We start from the raw sequence: 23,137 nt of genomic DNA on the forward strand, positions 1-23,137 counted from the left end.
TCAGCGAGTGATGCCGCGAGACGACGACTGGATGGAGTCACGGAACACCGCGACTTCCGGGAACTGGGCGGCAGGCTCGGCCAGTTCGGCCAGCGCTTGCTCGACAGTCAGCCCCTGACGATAAACGGTTTTGTAGGCACGACGCAGAGCGTGAATCGCATCCTCGCTGAAACCGCGACGGCGCATGCCTTCAAAGTTCATGCTGCGAGCTTCAGCCGGATTGCCGAACACCGTGACGAACGCCGGGACGTCCTTGCCAATGGCAGTTCCCATGCCGGAAAAGCTGTGGGCGCCGATGTGGCAATACTGATGCACCAGCGTGAAGCCGGACAGGATCGCCCAGTCCTCGACGTGCACATGCCCGGCCAACGCGGTGTTATTGACCAGAATGCAGTGGTTGCCGATGACACTGTCGTGACCGATGTGGGCGTAAGCCATGATCAGGTTGTGATCGCCCAGCGTGGTTTCGGAACGATCCTGAACCGTGCCACGGTGAATCGTCACGCCTTCACGGATAACGTTATGGTCACCGATCACCAGACGGGTTTCTTCACCCTTGTACTTGAGATCAGGCGTGTCTTCGCCTACCGAGGAAAACTGGTAGATGCGATTGTGCTTGCCGATTCGGGTCGGACCTTTGAGGATCACGTGTGGCCCGATCACTGTTCCCTCGCCGATTTCCACACCTGCGCCGATGATCGACCACGGGCCGACCTCGACACCTTCGGCCAGTACGGCCGAAGGATCGATGATTGCGCGAGGGTCAATCAAACTCATAGCTTGCGTTCCGCACAGATGATTTCAGCGGAGCAGACCGGCTTGCCATCGACCGAAGCCTGGCATTCGAACTTCCAGATCTGACGCTTGCAACTGATGAACTTGGCTTCGAGGATCAACTGGTCACCCGGCAGCACTGGCTGACGGAAACGCAGTTTGTCGGAACCGACGAAATAGTAGAGGGTGCCATCGGCCGGTTTCACATCGAGCATCTTGAAACCGAGGATCCCGGCAGCCTGAGCCATCGCTTCGATGATCAACACGCCTGGCATGATCGGGTGCGCAGGGAAATGGCCATTGAAGAACGGTTCGTTGATGCTGACATTCTTGTAGGCGCGAATGCGCTTGCCTTCCGTATCCAGTTCCACCACCCGGTCCACCAGCAGGAACGGGTAACGGTGAGGCAGGTATTCGCGAATCTCGTTGATGTCCATCATTTCGGGGGGAAGCCTATGTAAAGATTGGGAGCGCGACTGACGCGCACTCCTCTAGCAAATCAAGGAGGCAGTCCAGAGGCTGTGCACACTTGATATGGAAATGGTATCAGCCTTCAGATGAAGCGTTACCGCCAGGGGTCACTTCCCCTGCCTGCTTTTCCAGCTGTCGCAAGCGTCGCGCGATGTCATCGAGCTGACGGATGCGTGCCGCGCTTTTGCGCCACTCGGCAGCCGGCTGCATGGCCGTACCGGAAGAGTAGGCACCCGGCTCGGTAATCGAGTGAGTCACCATGGTCATCCCGGTCAGGAATACGTTGTCGCAAATATCGATGTGCCCTACCAGGCCGACACCACCGGCGAGCATGCAGTGCTTGCCGATTTTGGTGCTGCCGGAAATCCCCACGCACGCAGCCATGGCGGTGTGATCACCGACCTGAACGTTGTGGGCGATCTGAATCTGGTTGTCGAGCTTTACACCGTTACCGATCACGGTATCGGCCAACGCACCGCGGTCGATGGCGGTATTCACGCCGATCTCCACATCGTCGCCGATGGCCACGCCACCGATCTGGGCGATTTTCTGCCAGATGCCTTTCTCGTTGGCAAAGCCGAAGCCCTCACCGCCAAGCACTGCACCTGACTGGATCACCACCCGCTTGCCGATGCGCACATCGTGATACAGCGTGACACGCGGAGCCAGCCAGCCGCCCTCGCCGATTTCACTGCGGGCACCGACAACGCAATGCGCGCCAAGCGTCACGCCCGCCCCGATCCGTGCTTGCTCCTCGATCACCACAAAGGGACCGATGCTGGCAGTCGGATCGACCACGGCATCCGGAGCGATCACTGCCGACGGATGGATACCGGCTGCAGCTTTCGGCTTCGGATCGAACAGGTGAGAAATGCGTGCGTAAGCCAGATAAGGATCCGGCACCACCAACGCATTACCGGCATAACCTTCGGCATCAGCCGCCTTGAGCAGCAATGCTGCCGCTTGCGAGCCTGCCAGGTATTTGCGGTATTGAGGGTTTGCCAGAAAGCTCAACTGAGCTGGGCCAGCCTCCTGCAAGGTGGCTAGCCCAGTAATTTGCTTCTCGGGATCGCCACTCAGGGTGGCACCGAGGAACTCGGCCAACTGGCCGAGTTTGATAGTCACGGTCATGGGTTACTTCAGCTGATTCATGCGCTCGATAACCTGGCGCGTGATGTCGTACTGAGGTTTGACATCGATCACTGCGCCACGCTCGAACACCAGGTCAAAACCACCTTTCTTGATGACTTCTTCCACTGCGCTATCCAGTTTCGGCTTGAGCTGCTTGAGCATTTCACGGTCAGCAACAGCCTTGGCTTCGTTCAGTTCCTTGGACTGGAACTGGAAGTCACGGGCCTTTTGCTTGAATTCCAGCTCGAGACGCTCACGCTCGCCTTGCTGCATCTTGTCGCCACCAGCCATCAGACGGTCCTGGATACCCTTGGCGCTGCTTTCCAGCGTCTTCAGTTTGGTCAGTTGAGGACCGAACTTCTTCTCGGCATCCACGGCGTACTTCTTGGCCGCATCGGACTCCAGCAGAGCCATCTGATAGTTCAGAACAGCGATTTTCATGTCGGCAAATGCCGGGCCTGCCACCAGTACGGAGGCCAGGAGAACCAATTGAGTCAACTTACGCACGATGCACTCCTACAAAATCCATTGTCGTTATCTTGGGTCAGACGCTTAGAACGTCTGGCCGAGGGAGAATTGGAACACTTGAGTTTCAGCGTTATCCGGTTTCTTGATCGGTGTGGCCAACGCGAAGCTCAAAGGACCCAGTGCGGTAACCCAGGTCACGCCGACACCGACGGAACTGGCCATGTTGCTCAGACTGATGTCGTTGCACTTGGTGCTGGACTTCGAGCCATCGGCGTTCACAGTATCCTTGCACTGCGAGTCAAACACGTTACCCACATCCCAGAAAACCGAGGTACGCAGGGAACGCTGATCCTTGACGAATGGCAGCGGGAACAGGACTTCAACACCGCCCTGAATCAGGACGTTACCACCGAACGGAAGCGGATCCTGGTCCGGGTCTGCCAGGGTGCCAGGGTTAGTACCCTTACTTGGCGTACTGCGTGGACCGAGGGTGCTGTCCTTGAAGCCACGAACCGAGTTGAAACCACCAGCATAGTAGTTTTCATAGAACGGCAAGCCATCCGTCGAACCGTAGCCATCGCCGTAACCCAGTTCGGTGTGCAGGCGCAGGGTATAGTTCTCGGTAATCGGCTGGAACAGCTGACCACGATAATCAAGCTTGTAGAACGACAGGTCGCTGCCAGGGATGGTGGATTCCAGGGTCACGCTCTGGGAACGGCCACGAGTTGGCAACACGCCCTTGTTCAGAGTGGACTCGGACCAGCCGGCCGACGCCTTGAAGTTCAGGTACTGGTCGCCTTCGCGCTTAACGAAGTCGAAAATCTCGTCAACGGTGTAGGTACCGGTCTTGATCTTGTCCTGCTGAGCCGACAGACCGAAGGTCAGACGCGAAGTCTCGCTGATCGGGTAACCGACGTTCACACCGGCGCCCAGGCTGTCTACCGCATAGCTTGCTACGTCGACGTCAAGGTCTTTGTAGTCGGTGGTGCGATAGAACGCGTTGTAACCCAGGCTCACGCCATCGGCGGTCCAGTAGGGGTCAACGTAGCCGAAGTTGTAACGGCTCTGGTACTGGCTACGGGTCAGGCCGACGCTGACGCGGTTGCCGGTACCGAGGAAGTTGTTCTGGGTGATCGAGCCACCGAGGATCAGACCGGCACTTTGAGCAAAACCGACGCTGGCAGTGATCGAACCGGAAGCCTGCTCTTCAACCGCATAGTTCACGTCAACCTGGTCGTCGACGCCCGGAACAGCCGGAGTCTCGACGTTCACTTCCTTGAAGAAGCCCAGACGCTCAAGACGAGTCTTGGACTGGTCGATCAGGTACGTCGAAGCCCAGCCACCTTCCATCTGACGCATTTCGCGGCGCAGCACTTCGTCTTCGGACTTGGTGTTGCCACGGAAATTGATGCGGTTGACGTAAGCACGCTTGCCCGGATCGACAGCGAACAGGATGTCGACGGTGTGATCGTCATCGTGCGGCTGCGGAACGCCATTGACGTTGGCGAAGGTGTAGCCTTCGTTACCCAGACGGCGGGTGATCAGTTCCGAGGTGGTGGTCATCAGCTTGCGCGAGAAAACCTGGCCCTTTTGCACCAGCAGCAGCGACTTGACCTGGTCTTCAGGGACTTTCAGATCACCGCTGAGCTTGACGTCACGAACGGTGTACTTCTCGCCTTCGTTGACGTTGACAGTGATATAGACGTGCTTCTTGTCCGGGGTGATGGAAACCTGGGTCGAAGCGATATCCATGTTGATATAGCCGCGGTCCAGGTAGTAGGAACGCAGACGCTCCAGGTCACCGGAAAGCTTTTCACGGGCGTACTTGTCATCGTTCTTGAAGAACGACAACCAGTTGGTGGTCTTCAGTTCGAACAGGTCGGTCAGGTCTTCCTCAGGGAAAACCGTGTTGCCTACCACGTTGATGTGCTGAATGGCAGCGACGGTGCCTTCGTTGATCTTCACTTTCAGGCCGACACGGTTACGCGGCTGCGATACCACTTCGGTATCGACGGTGGCCGAGTAACGACCTTGTGCAACGTACTGACGTTGCAGTTCGTTACGCACGCCTTCGAGGGTCGCACGCTGGAAGATCTCGCCTTCGGCCAGACCGGATTGCTTGAGGCCCTTCATCAGGTCTTCGGTGGAGATCGCCTTGTTGCCTTCGATCTCGATGCTCGCGACCGATGGACGTTCGACGACCGTGATCACCAGAACGTTGCCTTCGCGGCCCAGCTGGATATCTTGAAAGAAACCGGTTTTGAACAACGCACGAGTGGATTCCACCAGCCGACGATCATCCGCCTGCTCGCCGACGTTCAACGGCAAGGCACCAAAGACGCTACCCGCGGAGACCCGCTGGAGGCCATTGACGCGAATATCAGAGATAGTGAAGGACTCGGCGTGAACTTCGGCGATCATCAATACGGTGAGAACCGCAGTTAGCAGCAGACGTTTCATGAAGTCCTTTCTTATTCCAACTGGCAATAAACAAACTGCCGCAAAATGCGGCAGATTCGCAATTCAGCGAAGCGTTACAGTCGACCCAGATCGTTGACCAGAGCAAGCAACATCACCCCGACCACCAAACTGATACCGATCTGTATCCCCCAACCTTGCACCCGATCCGACAAGGGACGACCACGCGCCCACTCGATCAGATAAAACAACAAATGCCCCCCATCCAGTACAGGAATAGGCAGCAAATTCAGAACCCCCAGGCTAATACTCAGATAAGCAAGGAAATTCAGGAAATCAGCAACGCCCGACTGGGCAGAAGCGCCCGCCACTTTAGCAATGGTTATCGGTCCACTCAAGTTTTTTACCGAGAGCTCGCCGAACAGCATTTTCTTCAGTGAATCCAGCGTCAGCACGCTCATGGTCCAGGTACGACGGGCACCCTCGCCAATCGCGGCCAAAGGACCATAACTGACCTCGCGGATCATCTCCGGTGGCCAGTCGACAGCTTTTACTCCTGCCCCCAGATAACCGCTTGGCGACTTGCTTTCACCACGCGCCGCCAGCGTCACGGGGACGTCGATTTGAGCACCGTCGCGCTCGACGTGCAGCATGATTTTGGTATCAGGACGCGTACGAACCGTGTCGACCACTTGCTGCCAGTCATCCAGCGCCTTGCCGTCCAGCGCCAGCAGACGGTCACCGGTCTTCAACCCGGCAGCCTGGGCCGGGCCTTTCGGATCGAGCTCAGCGAGAATCGGCGGCAATGCAGGACGCCATGGACGGATACCCAGAGAACGAATCGGATCCGGCTCGTCAGCACCTTTGAGCCAGTGATCCAGCGCAAGCTCACGCGGCGAATCGGCCGAAGAGCCCTGCTCACGCACCAATACCTGCAGGGAACCGCTTTCCCCCAGGCGACGCACCAGTTGCAGATTGACCGCCGCCCAGCCCGAAGTGGGCTCGCCGTCGATGGCGACGATTTCCTGACCTGCATTCAAACCGGCTTTCGCAGCGATACTGCCGGACTCGACAGCGCCGATGACCGGACGTACCTGTTCGCTGCCGAGCATGGCCAGCACCCAGAAGAACACCATGGCCAGCAGGAAGTTGGCGACGGGTCCGGCAGCCACGATAGCAATACGCTGGCGAACTGACTTGCGATTGAAAGACAAATGAAGCTGATCAGCGGGCACTTCACCTTCACGCTCATCGAGCATCTTGACGTAGCCGCCCAGCGGAATGGCAGCAACGACAAACTCTGTCCCCTGCTTGTCATGCCAGCGCAGCAACGGCATGCCGAAGCCCACGGAAAAGCGCAGGACCTTGACGCCACAGCGACGCGCGACCCAGAAGTGGCCGAATTCGTGAAAGGTGACCAGCACACCCAGGGCGATCAGGGTGCCGGCAATCATATAGAGCGCGCTCATCTACTTTCTCCGCAATCCTGTTCTATGCCGCGTGAAGCCTTTTACCGCAGGGTCTATCGACCGTGACGAGTCAGCCATTGCCCGGCGAGCGTACGTGCTGCCGCGTCCGCCGTGAACACCGCATCGAGATCATTCAGAGCAACCACCGGCTCGAGATTCAACACTTCCTCGATGATACTCGCGATTTCGAGGTAGCGAACCCGTCCGTCGAGAAACGCCGCCACCGCGACTTCATTCGCGGCATTGAGCATGGCAGGTGCACTGTTGCCGGCCTCGGCTGCCTGACGGGCAAGTCGCAGGCACGGGAAGCGCTCTTCATCGGGCGCTTCGAAGTCCAGGCGCGCGATGGCAAAAAGGTCCAATGGCGCCACACCGGAATCAATGCGCTCAGGCCAGGCCAGCGCATTGGCGATCGGCGTACGCATGTCGGGATTACCCAACTGCGCCAGTACCGAGCCATCTACGTAGTCGACCAGAGAGTGAATCACGCTCTGTGGATGGATCACCACTTCGACTTGCGACGGCCGGGCATCGAACAGCCAGCAGGCTTCGATCAACTCGAGCCCCTTGTTCATCATGCTGGCCGAATCCACGGAAATCTTGCGACCCATGGACCAGTTAGGATGGGCACAGGCCTGGTCGGGAGAAACATGCGCCAGTTCGGCCATCGGCGTCTGCCGGAAAGGACCACCAGAGGCCGTCAGCAAAATCCGACGCACACCGACATTGCTCAATCCACGAGCGAAATCCTGCGGCATGCACTGGAAAATCGCGTTGTGCTCACTGTCGATGGGCAGCAGGACGGAACCGCTCTTGCGCACAGCCTCCATGAACAAGGCGCCGGACATCACCAGCGCCTCCTTGTTGGCCAGGAGAATTTTCTTGCCCGCCTCGACAGCGGCGAGGGTCGGGCGCAGACCCGCGGCGCCGACGATGGCCGCCATCACGGCATCCACCTCAGGGGCTGCCGCGACCTGACACAGACCTTCCTCACCTACCAGCACCCGGGTCGACAGGCCGGCAGCACGCAAATCGTCTTGCAAACCACGGGCTGCCGCGACTTCCGGCACCACAGCGAACTGCGGCACATGGCGTACGCATAAGGCAAACAGCTCGCTCAGACGCGTAAAGCCACTGAGTGCAAATACCTGATAACGCTCGGGGTGACGAGCAATGACATCCAGAGTGCTCAGACCGATCGAGCCGGTTGCCCCCAGAACAGTGACCTGTTGTGGGCGGCTCACGGTGCAGCCATCCACAACAGCACGGCGAATACCGGGATCGCGGCCGTCAGGCTGTCAATGCGGTCCAGTATGCCGCCATGACCCGGCAGCAGATTGCTGCTGTCCTTGATACCGGACTGACGTTTGAACATGCTTTCAGTCAGATCGCCCACCACCGAGATGAACACGATCAGCGCAGCGCCAATCAAGCCTTTGAACAGTTGCGCCACTGTCCAGTCACGGAACAGAGCGACCAGCGTGGTGATGACGAGGCTCAGCGCCAGACCGCCATACACGCCTTCCCAGCTTTTGCCCGGGCTGACTTGCGGGGCCAGCTTGCGCTTGCCGAATGCACGACCGGAAAAGTAGGCACCGATATCGGCGCCCCAGACCAGCACCATCACCGCCATGATCAGCCAGTTACCCAGCGGGTATTGCTTGATCTGAACCAGCCCTTGCCAGGCCGGCAGGAGAATCAGCAGGCCGATCACCAGTTTGCTGGCGGCACTGGCCCAGCGCTCGCTGGAGCGCGGATAGCTCAGCACCAGCCAGGTCGCTACTGCCCACCAGATCACCGAAGCACCGAGCACCCAGGGCGCCAGCCCCGGCAGGATGTACATGACGAACAGCATCAGCGCGACGACTGCCGCATAACCAACGCGAAACGATTGCGCGGTGAAACCGGCCAGGCGTGCCCATTCCCAGGCACCCAGACTGACCACCAGACCGATGAACAGCGCAAAACCGGAACCCTCGAGCAGGAAAAATCCGCCCAGTGCGATCGGCAGCAGGATCAGCGCAGTGATGATTCGTTGTTTAAGCATTAAACCCGGGCTCCAGCTTCGATCTGCTCGCTCGTTTTACCGAAGCGACGCTGACGCGAAGCGAAATCGGCCAGTGCATTACGCATGGCATCGTGTTTGAAGTCCGGCCAGAACAGGTCGGAGAAGTACAACTCGGCGTAGGCCAGCTGCCACAGCAGGAAGTTGCTGATGCGGTGCTCGCCGCCCGTACGGATGCACAGGTCCGGCAATGGCAGGTCGCCGGTCGCAAGACAGGTTTGCAGCAGATCCGGGGTGATGTCTTCCGGCCGCAGGTGACCGGCCTGGACTTCACGAGCCAGGCGCTGCGCGGCTTGCGCGATATCCCACTGACCGCCGTAGTTGGCGGCAATTTGCAGGATGAAGCGATTGGCACCCGCAGTCATCGCTTCAGCTTCACGCATGGCCGCCTGAAGCTCAGGATGGAAACGCGAACGGTCACCAATGATGCGCAGGCTGATGTTGTTGTCATTGAGGCGCTTGGCCTCACGACGCAGCGCCTTGAAGAACAGATCCATCAGGGCACTGACTTCATCGGCCGGGCGCTGCCAGTTCTCACTGGAAAAGGCGAACAGCGTCAGCACCTCGACCCCGGCCTCGGCACACACCTCGATCACCGCCCGCACAGCATCTACACCCGCTTTATGCCCGGCGACACCCGGCATAAAGCGTTTTTTCGCCCAGCGATTGTTGCCATCCATGATGATCGCGACATGGCGCGGCACCGCGGACGGCGCAGTCTGCTTGGTCTTTTCCATTTAAAGCTCGACCCTTATACGGCCATCAGATCCGCTTCTTTTTCCTTGGTAGCCGCGTCGATATCAGCTTCGGCCTTGTCGGTCAGCTTCTGGATATCAGCCGCCGCACGGCGCTCTTCGTCTTCGCTGATTTCCTTGTCCTTGACCAGTTTCTTCAGGTCGCCCAGTGCATCCCGGCGAATGTTGCGCACGGCAACGCGAGCATCTTCAGCCGCTGCGCGCGCCTGCTTGGTGAAGCCCTTACGGGTTTCTTCGGTCAGCGCCGGCATGGAAACCAGCAGCAGCTCGCCAAGGTTGGTCGGATTGAGGTTCAGACCGGCGTTCATGATCGCCTTGTCGACCGCCGTGAGCATGTTGCGCTCGAACGGCACGACCTGCAGGGTACGGGAGTCTTTCACCGTAACGTTCGCTACCCCGCTCAAAGGGGTATCGGCACCGTAGTAAGGCACCATCACGCTACCCAGAATGCTCGGGTGAGCCTTGCCGGTACGAATCTGGCCGAATGCATGACTCAGCGACTCGATCGACTTCTTCATGCGCTCTTGGGCGTCTTTCTTGATTTCGTTGATCATTGTTGAACTTCCTCGATCAGGGTTCCTTCAGCGCCGCCGTGCACAATGTTCAGCAGGGCGCCGGGCTTGTTCATGTTGAATACGCGCAATGGCATCTTGTGGTCGCGGCACAGGCAGATGGCCGTCAGATCCATTACGCCCAGCTTGCGATCCAGTACTTCATCGTAAGTCAGATGATCGAACTTCTCGGCATGCGGGTCTTTGAACGGGTCGGCGGTGTAGACGCCATCGACCTTGGTTGCCTTGAGTACGACGTCCGCGTCGATCTCGATGGCACGCAGGCAGGCTGCCGAATCCGTGGTAAAGAACGGATTGCCGGTACCGGCCGCGAAAATCACCACGTCCTTGGAGTTCAGGTGGCGCATGGCCTTGCGACGATCATAGTGATCGGTCACACCGACCATGGAAATGGCCGACATCACGATGGCCGAGATATTGGCACGTTCCAGCGCATCGCGCATGGCCAGGGCGTTCATCACAGTGGCCAGCATGCCCATGTGGTCGCCGGTGACGCGATCCATGCCGGCCTTGCTCAGCGCTTCACCGCGGAACAGGTTGCCGCCGCCGATCACCAGACCGACCTGAACGCCGATGCCGACCAGCTGGCCGACTTCCAGCGCCATGCGATCGAGCACTTTCGGATCGATCCCGAACTCTTCCGAGCCCATCAGGGCCTCGCCGCTAAGCTTGAGTAGAATGCGTTTATAGCGAGCCTGATAACCACTGCCCTGCTGAGCCATTGCGAATCTCTCCTGCGGCGTATTTAAAAATTCTTTGCGAGCTGTTTGCAGCTGCGTTCACTCTAGCGCGGCGCTGCTTCAGCGCCATCGGAACATGGCTTTGTAAGTCAGTTCCAAGGGGAAACCAATTAAAAATTGGTAACCCTATCTGAAAAGAGGCTGCGCGCGTGAGCGGGCAGCCTCTTTCGGGCGACAGTTGAAAAACCGTCTTACTGCTTGGCGGCAGCCACTTGAGCGGCAACTTCGGCAGCGAAGTCATCAACTGGCTTCTCGATGCCTTCGCCTACTTTGAAGTAGGTGAAGGAAACGATTTCGGCACCGGCTTTCTTGGCCAGCTCGCCAACCTTGACTTCAGGGTTCATGACGAAGGCTTGCTCTTTCAGCGAGGCTTCGGCTTTGAACTTGGTGATACGACCGTTGATCATGTTCTCAACGATGTTTTCCGGCTTGCCGGCGATCTTGTCGGCATTCAGCTGCAGGAATACGTTCTTCTCGCGCTCGATGGCCTCGGCGGAGATTTCCGACGCGTCCAGGAACTCTGGGTTCGAAGCTGCAACGTGCATGGCGATGTTCTTGGCCAGGTCGACGTCGCCGCCTTTCAGAACAACCACTGCACCAATCTTGTTGCCGTGCAGGTAAGCGCCTACAACGTCACCCTCAACACGCGCCAGACGACGGATGTTGACGTTTTCGCCGCACTTGGCAACCAGGGCTTCACGAGCAGCTTCACGCGAAGCGATCAGCGGAGCCGCGTCGGTCAGCTTCTGAGCGAAGGCTTCTTCGAGGCTTTCAGCGACGAAGTTCTTGAAGTCGTCCTGCAGGGCCAGGAAGTCGGTCTGCGAGTTCACTTCCAGCAGAACGGCGGACTTGCCGTCAGCCTTGACAGCGATAGCGCCTTCAGCGGCAACGTTGCCGGCTTTCTTGGCAGCCTTGATCGCGCCCGAAGCACGCATGTCATCAATGGCTTTTTCGATGTCGCCGCCAGCCTTTTCCAGGGCTTTCTTGCAATCCATCATGCCTTCGCCGGTACGCTCGCGCAGTTCTTTGACCAACGCTGCAGTAATTGCTGCCATTTTCAAATTCCTCTTGGATAGGTTTTCAACCATTCCACCCGATCGAACGGGCGTTCAATTCTTCCCGAACCACCTTGTAGCCGCTGCACGTTACAGATGCTGTAGCTGCGCTGCCGACAGATGGTTTTCGAGGTGGCAAAAAGGGGGCCAAGCCCCCTTTTTGCTTACTGAGTCAACGCCAGGGCGTCAATTACTCAGCTGCAGCCTGAGTTTCTTCAGCTGCGAATTCAACAGTACCGCCAGCAACGTTGTTGCGACCACGGATAACTGCGTCAGCCATCGAACCCATGTACAGCTGGATAGCGCGGATTGCGTCATCGTTGCCTGGGATGATGTAGTCAACGCCTTCCGGGCTGCTGTTGGTATCGACAACGCCGATGACCGGGATGCCCAGCTTGTTGGCTTCGGTGATCGCGATGCGCTCGTGGTCAACGTCGATCACGAACAGTGCGTCTGGCAGACCGCCCATGTCCTTGATGCCGCCCAGGGAGCGATCCAGCTTCTCAAGATCACGGGAGCGCATCAGCGCTTCTTTCTTGGTCAGCTTGGCGAAAGTACCGTCTTCGGCTTGTACTTCAAGGTCACGCAGACGCTTGATGGAAGCACGGATGGTCTTGAAGTTGGTCAGCATGCCGCCCAACCAGCGGTGGTCGACGTACGGCGAACCGCAACGTGCTGCTTCTTCAGCAACGATCTTGCCAGCGGAACGCTTGGTGCCGACGAACAGAATCTTGTTTTTGCCCTGGGCCAGACGCTCTACGAAAGTCAGAGCTTCGTTGAACATTGGCAGGGTTTTTTCAAGGTTGATGATGTGAATCTTGTTACGCGCGCCGAAAATGTACTTGCCCATTTTCGGATTCCAGTAACGGGTTTGGTGACCGAAGTGCACACCGGCCTTCAGCATATCGCGCATATTGACTTGGGACATGATAGTTCCTTGATAAGTCGGGTTGGGCCTCCACGTATCCCAATGACCAACCCCTGATCCGAGGATCAAAGGCACCCAGGCCATCGTGTCGACACGTGTGTGGGTTAATGCTCCCGGAGCTATCCCCGGAAAGCGGCGCATTTTATACCACAGCAAGGCTGCAAACGGAACCCGGAATCTTTAATCCCGTCAGGGACATGGATGCCGGCCCCTTGGAATCGGCCTTGCGCGCACTATTGTATAGAGAGAAGCGATGCACGCAGGCGCGGATTTGCGCCTTTGGTCTGTTAGAATCGCGTTTTTCAGGGCTGCCAGGCGAAAACCGCCGCCCTGTCCGTATCAGCAAGCGCCGTCGAGCGCAGAGAGAGCCTGTATGACCGTCACCCTCAAAACTCCCGAGGACATCGCTGGCATGCGTGTCGCCGGCAAACTGGCCGCCGATGTGCTGGAAATGATTGCCGAACACGTCAAGCCGGGCGTGACCACCGATGAGCTGAACCAGATCTGTCACGACTATATCGTCGACGTGCAGAAGGCCATCCCTGCCCCGCTCAACTACAAGGGCTACCCGAAGTCGATCTGCACTTCGATCAACCACGTGGTCTGCCACGGCATCCCGAACGACAAACCGCTGAAAAACGGCGACACCCTGAACATCGATGTCACCGTCATCAAGGACGGCTACCACGGCGACACCAGCCGCATGTTCCACGTCGGCACCGTACCGGTCTGGGCCGAGCGTCTGTCCCAGGTCACCCAGGAATGCATGTACAAGGCGATCGAGATCGTCAAACCCGGCTGCCGCCTCGGCGACATCGGTGAAATCATCCAGAAGCACGCGGAAAAGAACGGCTTCTCCGTGGTGCGCGAATTCTGCGGTCACGGCATCGGCAAGGTGTTCCACGAAGAGCCGCAGATCCTGCACTACGGCCGCGCCGGCACCGGCATGGAACTGAAGGCCGGCATGACCTTCACCATCGAGCCGATGATCAACCAGGGCAAGGCCGACACCAAGGTACTGGGCGACGGCTGGACCGCGATCACCAAGGATCGCAAGCTGTCGGCACAGTGGGAACACACTTTGCTTGTCACCGACACCGGCTACGAGATCTTCACCCTGCGCAGCGACGACACCATCCCGCGCATCTCGGCCTGATACAGACACCGTTCCCAGCCTTTAGAAGGAAAGCCAATCGATGCCGCAGGTGGATCCCGAACTCTTCGACCGCGGCCAGTTCCAGGCTGAACTGGCCCTGAAAGCGAGTCCCATCGCGGCGTTCAAGAAGGCGATCCGCCAGGCCCGCGAAGTGCTCGATGCACGCTTTCGCAGCGGCCGCGACATCCGGCGACTGATCGAGGATCGCGCCTGGTTCGTCGACAACATCCTGCAAAAGGCCTGGGACCAGTTCAACTGGAGCGAAGACGCCGACATCGCGCTGGTCGCGGTCGGCGGCTACGGTCGCGGTGAATTGCACCCCTATTCCGACATCGACCTGCTGATCCTGCTGGACAGCGCCGACCACGAAATTTTCCGTGATTCCATCGAACGCTTTCTGACGCTGTTGTGGGACATCGGCCTGGAAGTCGGTCAGAGCGTTCGCTCGGTGGACGAATGCGCCGAAGAGGCCCGTGCCGACCTGACGGTGGTCACCAACCTGATGGAAAGCCGCACCATCTGCGGCCCCGAGCGTCTGCGCCAGCGCATGCTCGATGTCACCAGCACCGCCCACATGTGGCCGAGCAAGGAATTCTTCCTGGCAAAACGCTCCGAGCAGAAGGCCCGCCACCACAAGTACAACGACACCGAATACAACCTGGAACCCAACGTCAAAGGCTCGCCCGGCGGACTACGGGATATTCAGACGATTCTGTGGGTCGCCCGTCGCCAGTACGGCACCCTGAATCTGCGCGCCCTGGCCGGCGAAGGTTTCCTGGTCGAGAGCGAAAACGCCCTGTTGGCGTCGTCCCAGGAATTCCTCTGGAAAGTGCGCTACGCCCTGCACATGCTGGCCGGCCGCTCCGAAGATCGCCTGCTTTTCGATCACCAGCGCACCATCGCGGGGCTGCTGGGGTTTGAAGGTGACGACGCCAAGCAGGCCGTCGAAAACTTCATGCAGCAGTACTTCCGCGTGGTGATGAGCATCGCCCAGCTCAGCGACCTGATCATCCAGCACTTCGAGGAAGTCATCCTCGCCCCGGAAGACGAAGCCCCGCCGCAGCCGATCAACTCGCGCTTCCAGCTGCACGACGGCTACATCGAGGCACGTAACGACAACGTGTTCCGCCGCACGCCGTTCGCTATGCTCGAGATCTTCGTGCTGATGGCCCAGCAGCCGGAAATCAAGGGCGTGCGCGCCGACACCATTCGCCTGCTGCGGGAAAACCGTCACCTGATCGACGACAATTTCCGCAACGACATCCGCAACACCAGCCTGTTCATCGAACTGTTCAAGTGCAAGATCGGCATTCACCGCAACCTGCGGCGGATGAACCGCTACGGCATTCTCGGACGTTACCTGCCGGAGTTCGGCTTCATTGTCGGGCAGATGCAGCACGACCTGTTCCACATCTATACGGTCGATGCCCACACGCTGAACCTGATCAAACACCTGCGTAAATTGCAGTACTCGCAGGTGTCGGAAAAATTCCCGCTGGCCGCCAAGCTCATGGCCAAATTGCCGAAACCCGAACTGATCTATATGGCGGGCCTGTATCACGACATCGGCAAGGGCCGGCACGGCGACCACTCGGATATCGGCGCGGTGGATGCCGAGGCGTTCTGTCAGCGCCATCAGCTGCCGGTGTGGGACAGCCGCCTGATCGTGTGGCTGGTGCAGAATCATCTGGTGATGTCGACCACCGCCCAGCGCAAGGACTTGTCCGACCCACAGGTCATCCATGACTTCGCCCAGGCGGTCGGCGACGAAACCCGCCTCGACTACCTGTACGTGCTGACCGTGGCCGACATCAATGCGACCAACCCGACCCTGTGGAACTCCTGGCGCGCCAGCCTGTTGCGCCAGCTCTACACCGAGACCAAGCGCGCCCTGCGCCGCGGCCTGGAAAACCCGGTGGACCGCGAAGAACAGATCCGCCAGACCCAGAGCGCAGCGCTGGACATTCTGGTGCGCGGCGGCACCGATCCGGACGACGTCGAGCAATTGTGGGCGCAACTGGGCGACGACTATTTCCTGCGCCACACCGCCGGCGACGTGGCCTGGCACAGTGATGCGATTCTCCAGCAGCCGGCCGACGGCGGCCCGCTGGTGCTGATCAAGGAAACCACCCAGCGCGAATTCGAGGGCGGTACGCAGATCTTCATCTATGCCCCGGACCAGCACGATTTCTTTGCCGTGACCGTGGCGGCGATGGACCAGCTCAACCTGAACATTCACGACGCCCGGGTCATCACGTCCAGCAGCCAGTTCACCCTCGACACCTATATCGTGCTCGACACCGATGGCGATTCGATCGGCGACAATCCGCTGCGGATCAAACAGATCCGCGACGGCCTGACCGAAGCCCTGCGCAATCCTGACGACTACCCGACCATCATCCAGCGTCGGGTGCCGCGCCAGCTCAAACACTTTGCGTTCGCACCACAGGTGACGATCCACAACGACGCTCAGCGTCCGGTGACGGTGCTGGAACTCACCGCCCCCGACCGCCCGGGTCTGCTGGCACGGATCGGCGGGATTTTCCTGGAGTTCGATCTGTCGCTGCAGAATGCCAAGATCGCCACCCTGGGCGAGCGGGTGGAAGACGTGTTCTTCATCACCGACGCCCACAATCAGCCGCTGTCCGATCCGCTACTGTGCAGCCGTTTGCAGGATGCCATCGTCGAGCAGCTCAGCGTCAATCAGGAACCCGATATCAAACTGTCGCGCATCAGCATTTGATTGCGCGCCCGGATTCAATCGCTTTGCACGAGACCCAGCACCGATGAACAACGCTCTGACCCAGTTGCAGCCCTACCCGTTCGAAAAGCTCCGCGCCCTGCTCGGCAGCGTCACGCCAAACCCGGACAAGCGCCCGATCGCCCTGTCCATCGGCGAGCCGAAACACCGTTCGCCAAGCTTTGTCGCCGAAGCCCTGGCCAACAACCTGGATCAAATGGCGGTGTACCCGACGACTCTCGGCATCCCTGCCCTGCGCGAAGCCATCGCCGCCTGGTGCGAGCGTCGTTTCAACGTGCCGAGCGGCTGGATCGACCCGGCGCGCAACGTGCTGCCGGTCAACGGCACCCGTGAAGCGCTGTTCGCGTTTACCCAGACTGTGGTCAACCGTGGCGACGATGCGTTGGTGGTCAGCCCGAACCCGTTCTATCAGATCTACGAAGGCGCAGCGTTCCTCGCCGGCGCCAAGCCGCACTACCTGCCATGCCTGGATGAAAACGGCTTCAACCCGGACTTCGACGCGGTTTCTCCGGACATCTGGAAGCGCTGCCAGATCCTGTTCCTGTGCTCGCCGGGCAACCCGACCGGCGCGCTGATTCCGGTCGACGTGCTGAAAAAACTGATCGCCCTGGCCGACGAATATGACTTCGTGATCGCCGCCGACGAGTGCTACAGCGAGCTGTACTTCGACGAGCAGACGCCACCGCCGGGCCTGCTCAGCGCCTGCGCCGAGCTGGGTCGCAAGGACTTCAAGCGTTGCGTGGTGTTTCACAGCCTGTCCAAGCGCTCGAACCTGCCGGGCCTGCGTTCCGGCTTCGTTGCCGGTGATGCCGACATCCTCAAGGGCTTCCTGCTGTATCGCACCTACCACGGTTGCGCGATGCCGGTTCAGACCCAACTGGCCAGCGTTGCCGCGTGGAACGATGAAGTGCATGTACGCGCCAACCGTGCGCTGTATCGCGAGAAGTTCGATGCCGTGTTGGCGATCCTCAGCCCGGTGATGGACGTGCAGCGCCCGGATGGCAGCTTCTACCTGTGGCCAAACGTGCAAGGTGACGACGCCGCGTTCTGCCGTGATCTGTTTGCCGAAGAGCACGTAACCGTGGTGCCGGGTTCGTACCTGTCCCGGGATGTCGACGGGGTCAACCCGGGTGCCGGCCGCGTGCGCATGGCACTGGTTGCACCGTTGGCAGAATGCGTGGAAGCGGCCGAGCGTATCCGCGACTTCGTACTGCGTCACAAGTAACGCCTGAACGCCCGTGCCGGGCAATCCGGCACGGGCGCCTCATACATCGGGTTACAGATCCTCCAACTATTTATCTCACTTGCCATCCGGCCAGACGTTAGTCTTGAGCCGCGCCTGTCTCTGCGCCCAAACAAACTCAAAACTTAAACTTCAAGGAAGAAGTGCAAATGAACGACCTGCTGGATTGCCAACTCATTCAATGGCCCGATGATCAAGCTGCGTACACAGCGGCCATCAATGAAAACCCCGCCAATGCCGGTAAAACTACCGGCACTCGACGCAAACGCTCAATCCTTAATTATTCAAAATTGTGGGCTAATGGCCGAACCTTGAAAGTGGCTTTCATGGACGCACCCGACGCTGACCACAAGAACAAGATAATCACCGCGGCCAGGCAATGGCTGCCGTACATCAACCTGAAGTTTGAATTTGTCGACGACTTGAAAGGCGACATCCGGATTGCAACAAAAAACAATAACAACAGTTCGATGCTGGGCACCGACGCTTTATTGATTCACCCCGACCACCCCACCATGAATCTTGGGGTGAAACCGGAACACGAAGACTTCGAGGTAATCGTGATTCACGAATTCGGCCACGCATTGGGCGCGATGCACGAACATCAGCACCCCAGGGCCAACATTCCGTGGGACAAGCCGAAGGTGTATGAATTTTACAAAAAACGCGAAATGAACCCGCTCACCGAGGAGCAGGTCGACAGGAACCTGTTCGCATCTTTCGACACACTGGACGCGATCTACACCTCCTACGACCGGAAATCGATCATGCACCACCCGGTGGCAAACACATTGACGGTGGGCAACTGGGAGGTGCCGATCAATCGCCGGATCAGCAGGAAAGACAAACGACTGATGCGATTGCTTTATCCAAAATAATCAACCGATACCGACACAAAAAGTTCGCCTGGTGCAACAACCTCGCGAACTTTCAATATCACGCAATACAACCCGACTTCGCTCAGCCCGCACTTTCCTTTAACTTTCACCCGTCTGTTATCCGACCCACGTGCCCGGAATAAACAACAGCCTATTGGATCAACATCAGTACGGACACTTAGTATGAACTCCGCAACACTTTGCCCCACAGAAAAAGCAGTTTCGCTTCAACGCGCTTATGAAGTCGCTGTAGCCGAGAACCCGGCCAATGAAAAAACCTCGGCATCCACTCGAAAAAAACGAGCCGTCGGGAAACACAGTTACTTCTGGGCGCCAGGCCGGACCTTGCGCATCGCGTTCCTGAGTGGTGATCAAGCATTCAAGGACGCCGTAAAATCCGCGGCGAACAACTGGCTGCCCCATATCAACCTGACGTTCGATTTTGTCGAAGGTGAGTCAGGGGATATCCGCATCAGCAGCGAACCCGGCATTTACTGGTCGATGATCGGTACCAACGCACTGCTGGTCGAGGCAGAAGAGCCCACTATGAGGCTGTCTCCGGATCATCAGCTCGCCCCGGCATTTTTCGCCGCCAATGTCATGCACGAGTTCGGACATGCACTGGGTGCCGAACATGAGCACCTGCATCCGGAGTCAAACATTCCCTGGAACAAGCCTGCGGTTTACGCTGCACACGGAGTGGCCGAAGACGCCGATGAGGACGATTACGCGCGCCGATCTGTCGATGAACGCTACTTCAATCTGCTCGATGCCAGCGAGTTCGATTACTCGCCCTACGATCCGAAGTCGATCATGCATTATGTCGTGCGCCAGAACTGGACCCACGGCGACTTCAAGATTGATCTGAATCTGGTACTCAGCGAAAAGGACAAGGCGTTCATGGCGAAGGCGTATCCCTTCCCCGCTGCACAAACGGCGTAATCAGCACGGGGCAGGTCAATGCGATTACTTGACCTGCCCCAGATTCGCCTCACTCAGATCCAGCTCGCCCAACACTTCCCGCAACACGTCATCGCCAATCTGGTGCTGACGGCTCAGGCTGTACAACTCAAGGCGTTGCGCCCGCAGCGCCTTGAGACGCAAACGTCGTTCGAGCAGGTCCATCTGAAATGCCAGCGCCTGGGCTTCCGCCGAATCGTTGAACACCTCCAGTTGATGGCGATACTCGGACATGATCCGCGCCTTGAGCTCGGCCGACAGCGCCGCTTGCGCAGCGTCCTGCGGATTGACCTCTTCGATCTCCAGCGCGTGGATCGCCGCTTCGGCCGTCTTGCGCCAGGCATCGCGGACTTCCTGGCGACGCTTGTCGTCGGGGCTTTTCTGGATCCCGCGCAGCAGCAACGGCAAGGCGATGCAGGCTGCCACCAGCGACATCAGGATCACACCGGCGGCAATGAAGATCAGCAGATCACGCTCGGGAAAGGCCTCGCTGCCCATCAGCATCGGCACCGACATCACGCCCGCCAGGGTCACCGCACCGCGCACCCCGCCGACGGTCAGCAGCCAGCAGGAACGGGCGGTCGGCACTTGCGTCAACTCGCCCTTGCCACGCAAACGGCGCAGCAGCACGGACAGACGCCAGATGCTTTGCACCCAGATGAAGCGCAACAGCACCAGCGCCAGGAAAATCGCTACCACATCGAGACAGCGATAGAACAGGGTCGGCCACAATGAGGTTTCGTGGCTGACGACAGCCTTGATGATGTCCGGCAATTGCAGACCGAGCAGCAGGAAGATCAAACCGTTGAAAGCAAACTCCAGCAACGACCAGACGCTGCGATTGAGCAAGCGGGTACTGGTCTGGCGCGGCAGCAGATCGAGCCAGCTCTGCATCATCCCCGCCGCCACCGCCGAGAGAATGCCCGAGGCGCCAAGCCGTTCGGCCAGCACGTAAGCGGCAAACGGCAGGAGCAACATGAACACCACGTGGGTCGCCGGATCGTCCCACCCCCGGGCGATCATCCATGCGCGCAAGCGGCCCACCAGCCAGCTCAGCGCGACACCGACCGCCAGCCCGCCCACCGCCACCAGCACAAACGTCAGGCTCGCATTGGCCAGCGAGAATGCACCGGTAACCGCCGCCACCAGCGCGAACTTGAAGGTCACCAGACCCGAAGCATCGTTCATCAACGCTTCGCCTTGCAGCATGTGCATCAGCGGGGTCGGCAAGCGGTTCTGCGAAATCGCCGACACCGCCACGGCGTCGGTCGGCGACAGCACCGCCGCCAGCGCGAACGCAACAGGCAATGGAATCGTCGGCAGCAGCCAGTGAATGAAGTAGCCGGCACCGACCACGGTAAACAGCACCAACCCGACCGCCAGCGTCAGCACCGGCCCGCGCAGGCGCCACAATTCGCGCTTGGGCATGCGCCAGCCATCGGAGAACAACAGCGGCGGCAGGAACAGAAACAGGAACAGTTCGGGATCGAGCGCCACATGCAGGCCAAGAGTCGGCCAGGCCAGCAAGGCCCCGGCAGCGATTTGAACCAACGGCAGCGGCAACGGGATGACCCGTCCGACCAGACGCGAAACGCTGACCAGCATCAGCAGGATCAGGACGGTATAAGCGGTTTGCATAAAGCGGAAATCCCGGACAATCGACAGCGTTGAACTGCCATATTAGCCGCTTAGGCTGTGGCTGACCGTTGCACCTATGTCGCACATCGGTGGACGGCGGCCAGTGACAATGGGACAAACCCCGGCCAGCGGCGACGCCGAAACCGTCCGGTCGTGGCATAATCCGTCACCTTTTCTTTCCGGCAACCTGTAAAGGGGGCGATTCCTTGACCGTTTCAAGCAAAACGTTGCACCTTTTCGGCATCAAAGCCTGCGACACCATGAAGAAGGCGCGCACCTGGCTCGATGAACACGCTGTCAGCTACGACTTCCACGACTACAAAACCGCCGGCATCGACCGTGAACACCTGACCCAATGGTGTGACGAACACGGCTGGCAAACGGTGTTGAACCGCGCAGGCACGACCTTTCGCAAGCTCGACGACGAACGCAAAGCCGATCTCGACCAGTCGAAAGCCATCGAACTGATGCTCGCTCAACCCTCGATGATCAAGCGCCCGGTGCTCGATCTCGGTGACCGAACCCTGATTGGCTTCAAGCCAGATATCTACGCGGCTGCGCTCAAGTAAGCAGCCCGTCACTTTTTGTAGAGGTATTCACATGTCCAACTCTCTGTTCAGTATCGCCTTCGGCGTCGGCACCCAGAACCGTCAAGGCGCGTGGCTGGAAGTGTTCTACGCCCAGCCGCTGCTCAATCCTTCGGCCGAACTGGTCGCTGCCGTGGCACCGATCCTCGGTTACACCGAAGGCAACCAGGCCATCAGCTTCACCACCGCACAGGCCGCACAACTGGCTGAAGCCGTGAAAGGCATCGACGCGGTACAAGGCAAGCTGCTGACCCGTCTGGCCGAAAGCCACAAGCCGCTGGTCGCTACCCTGCTGGCTGAAGACGCTCAACTGACCTCCACGCCAGAGGCGTACCTGAAGCTGCACCTGCTGTCCCATCGCCTGGTCAAGCCGCACGGCGTGAGCCTGGCCGGGATCTTCCCGCTGCTGCCAAACGTTGCCTGGACCAGCCAGGGCGCGATCGACCTGAGCGAACTGGCCGAGCTGCAACTCGAAGCCCGCCTGCGCGGCGAGCTGCTGGAAGTGTTCTCGGTGGACAAGTTCCCGAAAATGACCGACTACGTGGTACCGGCCGGCGTGCGTATCGCTGACGCCGCACGTCTGCGTCTGGGCGCCTACGTGGGCGAAGGCACCACCGTGATGCACGAAGGTTTCATCAACTTCAACGCCGGCACCGAAGGCCCGGGCATGATCGAAGGCCGCGTCTCCGCTGGCGTGTTCGTCGGCAAGGGTTCGGACCTGGGCGGCGGCTGCTCGACCATGGGCACCCTGTCGGGCGGCGGCAACATCGTGATCAAGGTCGGCGAAGGCTGCCTGATCGGCGCCAACGCCGGTATCGGTATCCCGTTGGGCGACCGCAACACCGTCGAGTCGGGACTGTACGTGACCGCTGGCACCAAGGTGGCGCTGCTGGACGAGCACAACAACCTGGTCAAAGTGGTCAAGGCCCGTGAACTGGCCGGCCAGACCGACCTGCTGTTCCGTCGTAATTCGGAAACCGGCGCTGTGGAGTGCAAGACCCACAAGTCGGCGATCGAACTGAACGAAGCGCTGCACGCTCACAACTAAGCGCCGCGCAATCCTTCTGT

General features: G+C 59.2%; 21 protein-coding genes. 7 read left to right on the top strand and 14 right to left on the bottom strand.

All coding sequences use genetic code 11. The features are described 5' to 3' along the window. From lpxA to rpsB, 13 genes are all read right to left on the bottom strand, one after another. Window positions 1-777 (bottom strand): acyl-ACP--UDP-N-acetylglucosamine O-acyltransferase, encoded by a 777-nt coding sequence (gene lpxA, locus AC07NR_RS02850; RefSeq protein ID WP_085712845.1) that lies wholly within the window; start codon window positions 775-777, stop codon window positions 1-3. Further along, window positions 774-1,214: a 3-hydroxyacyl-ACP dehydratase FabZ gene (gene fabZ, locus AC07NR_RS02855; RefSeq protein WP_003222142.1), complete on the bottom strand. Its 441-nt coding sequence runs from the start codon at window positions 1,212-1,214 to the stop codon at window positions 774-776. The genes lpxA and fabZ overlap by 4 nt, the downstream gene beginning before the upstream one ends. A 106-nt stretch (window positions 1,215-1,320) precedes the next feature. Next, on the bottom strand, window positions 1,321-2,376 hold the full coding sequence (lpxD, locus tag AC07NR_RS02860; protein WP_495077756.1) for a UDP-3-O-(3-hydroxymyristoyl)glucosamine N-acyltransferase: 1,056 nt from the start codon (window positions 2,374-2,376) through the stop codon (window positions 1,321-1,323). A 3-nt stretch (window positions 2,377-2,379) separates the two neighbouring features. Beyond that, entirely contained in the window at window positions 2,380-2,883 is a 504-nt protein-coding gene (locus AC07NR_RS02865; protein ID WP_003222140.1) for an OmpH/Skp family outer membrane protein, read from the bottom strand. A 45-nt stretch (window positions 2,884-2,928) separates the two neighbouring features. Beyond that, window positions 2,929-5,304: an outer membrane protein assembly factor BamA gene (bamA, locus tag AC07NR_RS02870; protein ID WP_495077757.1), complete on the bottom strand. Its 2,376-nt coding sequence runs from the start codon at window positions 5,302-5,304 to the stop codon at window positions 2,929-2,931. Window positions 5,305-5,378: 74 nt separating this feature from the next. Next, entirely contained in the window at window positions 5,379-6,731 is a 1,353-nt protein-coding gene (rseP, locus tag AC07NR_RS02875) for a sigma E protease regulator RseP (protein WP_248738177.1), read from the bottom strand. 53 nt (window positions 6,732-6,784) lie between these two features. Next, a complete protein-coding gene (gene ispC, locus AC07NR_RS02880; protein WP_114881639.1) occupies window positions 6,785-7,975 on the bottom strand; it encodes a 1-deoxy-D-xylulose-5-phosphate reductoisomerase in 1,191 nt (396 codons plus the stop codon). Further along, the gene (locus AC07NR_RS02885; protein WP_495077758.1) at window positions 7,972-8,778 is read right to left on the bottom strand and encodes a phosphatidate cytidylyltransferase; all 807 of its coding nucleotides are present in this window, start codon (window positions 8,776-8,778) and stop codon (window positions 7,972-7,974) included. Before AC07NR_RS02885 ends, ispC begins: the two co-directional genes overlap by 4 nt. Beyond that, entirely contained in the window at window positions 8,778-9,533 is a 756-nt protein-coding gene (gene uppS / locus AC07NR_RS02890) for a polyprenyl diphosphate synthase (RefSeq protein WP_085712839.1), read from the bottom strand. Before uppS ends, AC07NR_RS02885 begins: the two co-directional genes overlap by 1 nt. 14 nt (window positions 9,534-9,547) lie before the next feature. Further along, window positions 9,548-10,105: a ribosome recycling factor gene (gene frr, locus AC07NR_RS02895; RefSeq protein WP_085688727.1), complete on the bottom strand. Its 558-nt coding sequence runs from the start codon at window positions 10,103-10,105 to the stop codon at window positions 9,548-9,550. Next, the gene (gene pyrH / locus AC07NR_RS02900; RefSeq protein WP_011332683.1) at window positions 10,102-10,845 is read right to left on the bottom strand and encodes a UMP kinase; all 744 of its coding nucleotides are present in this window, start codon (window positions 10,843-10,845) and stop codon (window positions 10,102-10,104) included. The genes frr and pyrH overlap by 4 nt, the downstream gene beginning before the upstream one ends. A gap of 209 nt (window positions 10,846-11,054) precedes the next feature. After that, window positions 11,055-11,918: a translation elongation factor Ts gene (tsf, locus tag AC07NR_RS02905; protein ID WP_134825640.1), complete on the bottom strand. Its 864-nt coding sequence runs from the start codon at window positions 11,916-11,918 to the stop codon at window positions 11,055-11,057. A 190-nt stretch (window positions 11,919-12,108) separates the two neighbouring features. After that, window positions 12,109-12,846, bottom strand: coding sequence for a 30S ribosomal protein S2 (gene rpsB / locus AC07NR_RS02910; protein ID WP_003222119.1), 738 nt, complete (start codon window positions 12,844-12,846; stop codon window positions 12,109-12,111). Window positions 12,847-13,219: 373 nt separating this feature from the next. Here rpsB and map point away from each other — a divergent pair, with 373 nt between their 5' ends. From map to AC07NR_RS02935, 5 genes are all read left to right on the top strand, one after another. Next, the gene (gene map / locus AC07NR_RS02915) at window positions 13,220-14,002 is read left to right on the top strand and encodes a type I methionyl aminopeptidase (protein ID WP_011332681.1); all 783 of its coding nucleotides are present in this window, start codon (window positions 13,220-13,222) and stop codon (window positions 14,000-14,002) included. Window positions 14,003-14,042: 40 nt separating this feature from the next. Further along, window positions 14,043-16,745: a [protein-PII] uridylyltransferase gene (locus AC07NR_RS02920; RefSeq protein WP_495077759.1), complete on the top strand. Its 2,703-nt coding sequence runs from the start codon at window positions 14,043-14,045 to the stop codon at window positions 16,743-16,745. Between the two features lie 43 nt (window positions 16,746-16,788). Next, complete coding sequence (dapC, locus tag AC07NR_RS02925) at window positions 16,789-17,988, top strand: succinyldiaminopimelate transaminase (protein ID WP_085712836.1); 1,200 nt, start codon at window positions 16,789-16,791, stop codon at window positions 17,986-17,988. A gap of 167 nt (window positions 17,989-18,155) precedes the next feature. Continuing rightward, entirely contained in the window at window positions 18,156-18,884 is a 729-nt protein-coding gene (locus AC07NR_RS02930) for a M12 family metallopeptidase (protein ID WP_495077760.1), read from the top strand. A gap of 183 nt (window positions 18,885-19,067) precedes the next feature. Then, entirely contained in the window at window positions 19,068-19,826 is a 759-nt protein-coding gene (locus AC07NR_RS02935; protein WP_495077761.1) for a hypothetical protein, read from the top strand. A 24-nt stretch (window positions 19,827-19,850) separates the two neighbouring features. On the opposite strand, the gene AC07NR_RS02940 is transcribed toward AC07NR_RS02935, so the two are convergent. Beyond that, on the bottom strand, window positions 19,851-21,482 hold the full coding sequence (locus tag AC07NR_RS02940; protein WP_192559899.1) for a Na+/H+ antiporter: 1,632 nt from the start codon (window positions 21,480-21,482) through the stop codon (window positions 19,851-19,853). 260 nt (window positions 21,483-21,742) lie between these two features. On the opposite strand from AC07NR_RS02940, the gene AC07NR_RS02945 reads away from it, so the two are divergent. Together AC07NR_RS02945 and dapD are read left to right on the top strand one after the other, a co-directional pair. Beyond that, the gene (locus AC07NR_RS02945; protein ID WP_042607053.1) at window positions 21,743-22,051 is read left to right on the top strand and encodes an arsenate reductase; all 309 of its coding nucleotides are present in this window, start codon (window positions 21,743-21,745) and stop codon (window positions 22,049-22,051) included. Window positions 22,052-22,082: 31 nt separating this feature from the next. Continuing rightward, the gene (dapD, locus tag AC07NR_RS02950; RefSeq protein ID WP_085712832.1) at window positions 22,083-23,117 is read left to right on the top strand and encodes a 2,3,4,5-tetrahydropyridine-2,6-dicarboxylate N-succinyltransferase; all 1,035 of its coding nucleotides are present in this window, start codon (window positions 22,083-22,085) and stop codon (window positions 23,115-23,117) included. Window positions 23,118-23,137 lie beyond the last annotated feature (20 nt).

The organism is Pseudomonas sp. GW821-FHT09C09 (genome assembly GCF_059418105.1).

Coding starts and splice junctions, on each gene's coding strand:
- lpxA (WP_085712845.1), bottom strand. CDS start 777: ATGAGTTTGATTGACCCTCGCGCAATCATCGATCCTTCGGCCGTACTG.
- fabZ (WP_003222142.1), bottom strand. CDS start 1,214: ATGATGGACATCAACGAGATTCGCGAATACCTGCCTCACCGTTACCCG.
- lpxD (WP_495077756.1), bottom strand. CDS start 2,376: ATGACCGTGACTATCAAACTCGGCCAGTTGGCCGAGTTCCTCGGTGCC.
- bamA (WP_495077757.1), bottom strand. CDS start 5,304: ATGAAACGTCTGCTGCTAACTGCGGTTCTCACCGTATTGATGATCGCC.
- rseP (WP_248738177.1), bottom strand. CDS start 6,731: ATGAGCGCGCTCTATATGATTGCCGGCACCCTGATCGCCCTGGGTGTG.
- AC07NR_RS02885 (WP_495077758.1), bottom strand. CDS start 8,778: ATGCTTAAACAACGAATCATCACTGCGCTGATCCTGCTGCCGATCGCA.
- uppS (WP_085712839.1), bottom strand. CDS start 9,533: ATGGAAAAGACCAAGCAGACTGCGCCGTCCGCGGTGCCGCGCCATGTC.
- frr (WP_085688727.1), bottom strand. CDS start 10,105: ATGATCAACGAAATCAAGAAAGACGCCCAAGAGCGCATGAAGAAGTCG.
- pyrH (WP_011332683.1), bottom strand. CDS start 10,845: ATGGCTCAGCAGGGCAGTGGTTATCAGGCTCGCTATAAACGCATTCTA.
- tsf (WP_134825640.1), bottom strand. CDS start 11,918: ATGGCAGCAATTACTGCAGCGTTGGTCAAAGAACTGCGCGAGCGTACC.
- rpsB (WP_003222119.1), bottom strand. CDS start 12,846: ATGTCCCAAGTCAATATGCGCGATATGCTGAAGGCCGGTGTGCACTTC.
- map (WP_011332681.1), top strand. CDS start 13,220: ATGACCGTCACCCTCAAAACTCCCGAGGACATCGCTGGCATGCGTGTC.
- AC07NR_RS02920 (WP_495077759.1), top strand. CDS start 14,043: ATGCCGCAGGTGGATCCCGAACTCTTCGACCGCGGCCAGTTCCAGGCT.
- dapC (WP_085712836.1), top strand. CDS start 16,789: ATGAACAACGCTCTGACCCAGTTGCAGCCCTACCCGTTCGAAAAGCTC.
- AC07NR_RS02930 (WP_495077760.1), top strand. CDS start 18,156: ATGAACGACCTGCTGGATTGCCAACTCATTCAATGGCCCGATGATCAA.
- AC07NR_RS02935 (WP_495077761.1), top strand. CDS start 19,068: ATGAACTCCGCAACACTTTGCCCCACAGAAAAAGCAGTTTCGCTTCAA.
- AC07NR_RS02940 (WP_192559899.1), bottom strand. CDS start 21,482: ATGCAAACCGCTTATACCGTCCTGATCCTGCTGATGCTGGTCAGCGTT.
- AC07NR_RS02945 (WP_042607053.1), top strand. CDS start 21,743: ATGAAGAAGGCGCGCACCTGGCTCGATGAACACGCTGTCAGCTACGAC.
- dapD (WP_085712832.1), top strand. CDS start 22,083: ATGTCCAACTCTCTGTTCAGTATCGCCTTCGGCGTCGGCACCCAGAAC.